Below are 2,601 nucleotides of genomic sequence, written 5' to 3' on the forward strand. Positions count from 1 at the left end.
GTTCGCGCGAACGCTGCAGCTTTTCGATCACCCAGGCCTGCTTGTCGCGCAACAAGGCCTCGACCTCGCCCACCGGCGTCCAGCGCGGCGCGCTCACCGTCAAACCATCGGTGCTGACCGACAGGCCAATGGTGCGGCGCTTGCCACGCTTGAATTCGTAGGCCACGTCGCAGCCGCCCAGGCGGAGCAAACGGTTGGCGCGCGGGTGGTGCCAGGCAGCGGGTTGGAACACTTGAGACAGCGGCAGTGCCGGTGGCGCGTCGGGCTCGGGCACCCGAGCGGTGGGCGCAGGCGCAGGCGATTTTTCGGGCACCACCGGATCCGGTCCGCCAAAAAAATCAAACGCAATTTGCAACAACTGCTTCATGCCTAGAAAGAACAGGATGGGGAGACTTCGAACCAACCAAAGACAAGCCAAGCCAACGAGAGGAAGCGACACCGAGAGCGCCGCCGATCCGGCTCCTTCGGCCGGCCAGCGTTGCTCCCTGGGGGGTGGCACGCCTATGGCGTGGCGGCAGGGAGGCCATAAGCCTCTGGATCAAGGCGCCGCATCTCGGCCTCGATCCAGGCCTCGACTTCGCGCATCAACTCGTCGGGCTGGCGACCGGCGCTGGGAATGGGTTTGCCGATCGAGAACGTCACCACACCGGGGCGCTTGATGAACGCTTTGCGTGGCCAGCACACCGCCGAGTTCACCGCGATCGGGATCACTGGCGCGCCGGTTTCCACCGCCAGCCGGGTGCCGCCGCTTTTGTACACGCCTTTTTGCCCACGCGGGATGCGCGTGCCCTCGGGAAACATGATGACCCAGGTGCCTTGCGCCAGCAGGCGCTTGCCCTGCTCCACCACCTTGTTGAAGGCCTGTGCGCGCTTGCTGCGGTCGATGTGGATCATGTCCATGCGGCTCATGGCCCAGCCGAAAAACGGCACGTAGAGCAGCTCTTTTTTGAACACGTAGGCCAACGGGTGCGGCATCAGCGCGGGCATGGAAAAGGTTTCCCAGGTGGACTGGTGCTTGAGCAGCAGAACCGCCGGTGCTGTGCTGCCCACGGGCAGGTTTTCATAACCAACGATCTGGTTGCGTATGCCCAGAATCCAGCGCCCGCCGTCCACCGCCAGCTTGAGCCAGCGCGCGCACATCCAATAGATTTTGCTGCTGCTGAGAAACGGTGCGGCGATCAAAACCGCCAGCGCCCAGGGCACCACGGTCACGGCCATGAAAAGCAGGTGCAGAACGGAACGCAACAAATGGAACATGTGAAGAAGCGGTAGGGGATTCGGTGAATGAAGCGACAAAAATTCAGGCGCCGGAGGGTTCCAGCAACCAGTCGGCAAAGGCCGACAAATCCTTGTGCACATGGGCGCTTTCGGGCAAGCCGTGCAACAAGGCGGCGCGGGTGCCGTTGTCGTGGCCGGCCAGTTTTTCGCGCAGGTGTTCGGATTTGCCCGAAAGCAGCAGGTGCGCGGGACAGCCGGCGGCGGTGGCCGCCTGCGCGTGCCGAATGGCATTGCCGGCAGAAGGCACCTCGCTCAAGCCCACGCCAAAACGTGCGCCGATTTGCTGGAACAGGCCGGGTTCCGGTTTGCGGCAGTTGCAGCCGTCTTCGGGCACATGGGGGCAGAAAAACACCGCTTCCACCCGCGCGCCCACGGCGGCCAATTGGCGGTGCATCTTGGCGTGGATGGCGTTGAGCGCGGCCATCTCGAACAAACCCCGCCCGATGCCGGACTGGTTGGTCGCCAAGACCACGCGCCAACCGCCCTGGTTGAGCCGCGCCACCGCTTCCAGCGCGCCGGGCAGCGCTTCCCACTCATCGGGCGAAGCCACATAGTCGTCGCGGTTGCGGTTGAGCGTGCCGTCGCGGTCGAGGATGAGCAGTTTCATGGTTCGCGCCTCATGGTGTGCACCCGCTAGCGGTCAAGGCCGCGCCTCCGGAGGTAACGGCCCGCACTGCGTGGGAGTGTAGAGCTTGTCACGATGCCAGACGCGACAAATCGGCCACGCGGTTCATGGCCTGGTGCAACTCGCCGAGCAGACCCAGGCGGTTGGCCTTGAGTTTGGGATCATCCGCGTTCACCATGACACCGTCAAAGAAGGCATCGACCGGGGTGCGCAGCGCCGCCAGGGTTTGCAACGAGGCGGTGTAGTCGCCGGCGTCGAATTGGGCGTTGGCGGTGGGCAGGGTCGCCTGCATGGCGGCGTACAAATCTTTTTCAGCCGATTCGGCAAACAACGCCGGGTTCACGGCGGCGCCTTCGCCTTCGGATTTCTTGAGGATGTTGCCAATGCGTTTGTTGGCAGCGGCGAGGGCGGGCGCTTCGGGCAAGGCGGCGAAGGCGCGCACGGCGTTCAGGCGCTGGCTCACTTCGGCGAGACGCTGAGGGCGCAGGGCCATGACGGCATCGACCTCTTGTGCGCTGAAGCCTTGTTCGCGCAGGCTGCCGGAGAGGCGGTCGTAGATGAATCCCGTGAGGGCTTCGACAGGCTCAGCCCGAACGGATGGCAACTTGTCGCCGAACGCGTCATACGCCTGGTTCAACAACGGCACCAGTTCGGTGGGCAAATCCTTTTCGATCAACATCCGGATCACGCCCAGCGCA

The 2,601-nt window shown here is 64.1% G+C and carries 3 protein-coding genes and 1 pseudogene; all 4 read right to left on the reverse strand.

The features are described from left to right. Positions 1-367: pseudogene (locus tag ABYB95_RS21180) on the reverse strand (metal-dependent hydrolase); the annotation flags it as partial. Positions 368-501: 134 nt separating this feature from the next. Beyond that, entirely contained in the window at positions 502-1,257 is a 756-nt protein-coding gene (locus tag ABYB95_RS21185) for a lysophospholipid acyltransferase family protein (protein ID WP_372661570.1), read from the reverse strand. Between the two features lie 43 nt (positions 1,258-1,300). After that, positions 1,301-1,885 (reverse strand): D-glycero-beta-D-manno-heptose 1,7-bisphosphate 7-phosphatase, encoded by a 585-nt coding sequence (gene gmhB, locus ABYB95_RS21190; RefSeq protein ID WP_372661573.1) that lies wholly within the window; start codon positions 1,883-1,885, stop codon positions 1,301-1,303. Positions 1,886-1,973: 88 nt separating this feature from the next. Then, positions 1,974-2,601 (reverse strand): glycine--tRNA ligase subunit beta (locus ABYB95_RS21195; protein WP_372661576.1); only part of this gene is annotated, 628 nt, incomplete at its 5' end.

This window comes from Hydrogenophaga sp. (genome assembly GCF_041633695.1).
Taxonomy (GTDB): Bacteria; Pseudomonadota; Gammaproteobacteria; order Burkholderiales; family Burkholderiaceae_C; genus Hydrogenophaga.